General features: G+C 36.1%; 2 protein-coding genes. Both read right to left on the bottom strand.

Annotation, left to right across the window (positions count from 1 at the left end; all coding sequences use genetic code 11):
• Nucleotides 1–176: 176 nt before the first annotated feature.
• Nucleotides 177–1,406 (bottom strand): type II secretion system F family protein, encoded by a 1,230-nt coding sequence (locus AB1422_11780; protein ID MEW6619995.1) that lies wholly within the window; start codon nt 1,404–1,406, stop codon nt 177–179.
• A 24-nt stretch (nt 1,407–1,430) separates the two neighbouring features.
• Nucleotides 1,431–2,539, bottom strand: a 1,109-nt coding sequence (locus tag AB1422_11775) for a type IV pilus twitching motility protein PilT (GenBank protein MEW6619994.1), incomplete at its 5' end; no start/stop codon positions are given.

Below are 2,539 nucleotides of genomic sequence, written 5' to 3'. Positions count from 1 at the left end.
AACCCTGCTACTTCCTCTTTGAAATTTGATTTGTAATTTTGCATTTTGATATTTATATTTGATATTTAATATTTGATATTTAATATTTATTTGTTGTCTCCCTCAAATCCTATTTTGCAGAACCCTACACACTATTTTAACCTTTATGCTAGATTAAAACACCACCCGAATTGTTGTTATCTACTGATGATACTGGACATCATAAAGATAGGTAGATACATACAAATAACAATTGTTCCAACTACTACACCTAAAACAACAATTAAAAGAGGTTCGATTAAAGAGGCTAACGCAGAAACAGTCATATCTACCTCGCGGTCATAGTAATCTGCTACTTTCATTAACATATTATCTAAAGCACCGGTTTCTTCTCCAACTGAAACCATTTGAATAACCATTGGTGGGAAAACACCACATTCTCGTAACGGGTCAGTAATTCTTTCTCCTTCTCGTATAGAGCTTCGTGCACCCATTACGGCTAATTCTACTATTTTATTACCAGAGGTTTTGGCGACTATTTCTAATGCCTCTAAGATTGAGACACCGCTTCGAACTAATGTTCCTAAAGTTCTGGCAAATCGAGATACGGCTATTTTGCGAAAAAGCGTTCCAAAGACAGGTAATTTTAGACATAATGAATCAAAGGTTATCCTACCTTTTTCTGTCTTGGTAATTAGCAATCTAAGAATAATACCGATTATTATTGCTATTAAAACCATCCAGGGAAGATAGTGTCTCAATAGTCGAGAAATATTAATCAGAATTTGTGTTGGCAATGGTAATTTTGCGCCAAAACTCTCAAAAACACCTTCAAAAGCAGGAATAACAAAAGTTAATAAGAAAATGACAATACCTGTTGCCACGAATGAAACGACAGCAGGATAAGCCATCGCTGTTCGCACCTTCCTCCGCAATGTTTGGACGGATTCTAAATATGACGAAATTCTTTCTAAAACTTCATCCAACACACCACCTGATTCACCTGATTTAACCATACTTGTGTATAATTGATTAAATACACCTGGATGTTTACTCATCGCAATTGTAATTGATGCCCCTTTCTCGATATCTTCTCTTATCGTCATAATTATTTTTTTAAAATTTTTATTTTCAACCTGGTCAATTAGAACATTTAAACATTGAACGATTGGTATCCCTGCATTTATTAATGTAGATAACTGACGGGAGAATAAGACTAAATCCTTTAATCCGACTCTCCCCAGCGCGGTTACACTGAACTTATTTAATATTTCTATAATAGGATTAGCCTTTTCCTCTTCAGCGGATATAACCATTAAATGTTGTTGTTTAAGTCTTAATATGACGGAGCGCTGTGATTCAGCCTCAATCGTGCCTGTTACTAATCCTCCACTCATATTTCTTGCTTTATAAGTATAAGTTGGCATTTGTCTTTTTCCTCCTGGAGCCCTTTAATACCCCATTCTTGCAGTTCTTGATGTTCCTAAAAGTTGTTTTAAACTTTCAGGTTCTGGGGAATAATTTAATGCATCTTCATAGGTAATCAATCCCCGATTATATAATTCTACTATGGACATATTCATTGTTGACATTCCATATTGTTTTCCAGATTGCATAAGGGTGTATGCTTGATGTATTTTCCCATCCCTGATTAAATTCCGTATTCCAGGGGTAGCAATTAACACCTCACAACACAAAGCCCTTCCTTTTCCCATGGCGTGAGGTATAAGTACTTGAGAAAATATCCCCTGGATAACAAATGATAGTTGAGCTCTAACTTGTTGTTGTTGATGAGCAGGGAAGACATCAACAATTCTATTTATCGATTGAATAGCATCAGGTGTATGTAATGTGGCAAAGACTAAATGACCTGTCTCGGCAATAGTCAATGCCGCCGCGATAGTTTCTAGATCACGCATCTCGCCTACTAAAATAACATCCGGGTCCTGTCTTAACATATATTTTAATGCATTGGCAAAAGTCTTTGTATCAGAACCTACTTCTCGTTGACAAATAACAGAACTTTTATGTTTATGAAGGAATTCAATTGGGTCTTCTACCGTAATAATATGTTCTTTTCGATTAGTATTTATATAATCAATAACCGCGGCCAGTGAAGTCGATTTACCACTTCCAGTAGGTCCTGTAACTAATACTAATCCTGCTGGTAATTCAGCGACATCTTTAATTATTGGCGGAAGATTTAATGATTCAAATGATGGGACATCATTTGGGATACTTCTTAAAGCCGCCCCCACTGTCCCGCGCTGACGAAAGACATTCATCCGTATCCTGCCTACATCCTTAACCCCAAAGGATAAATCTAATTCATATAGTTCTTCAAATCGCCTTTTATGTTCATCTGTTAAGACACTATAAATTAATTGTTGACAGGTATCTGGAGTAAGTTTTTCACAATCTTCTACTGGTGCCAGAACTCCATCAATTCTTAATTGTGGTGGAGCACCTATCACTAAATGTATATCAGATGCTTCCCTATCTACCATAAGATGAACTAAAGACTCCATACTATACATAATTTTATCTCCTGCACTGGTAA

This window comes from bacterium (genome assembly GCA_040757115.1).
GTDB lineage: Bacteria > UBA9089 > CG2-30-40-21 > CG2-30-40-21 > SBAY01 > JBFLXS01.
The sequence above is the reverse complement of the archived record's forward strand: the minus strand, read 5'-3'. Positions and strand labels throughout refer to the sequence as shown.

Excerpts from the sequence above, each read along its gene's own strand:
- AB1422_11780 (MEW6619995.1), bottom strand. The coding sequence starts at position 1,406 with ATGCCAACTTATACTTATAAAGCAAGAAATATGAGTGGAGGATTAGTA.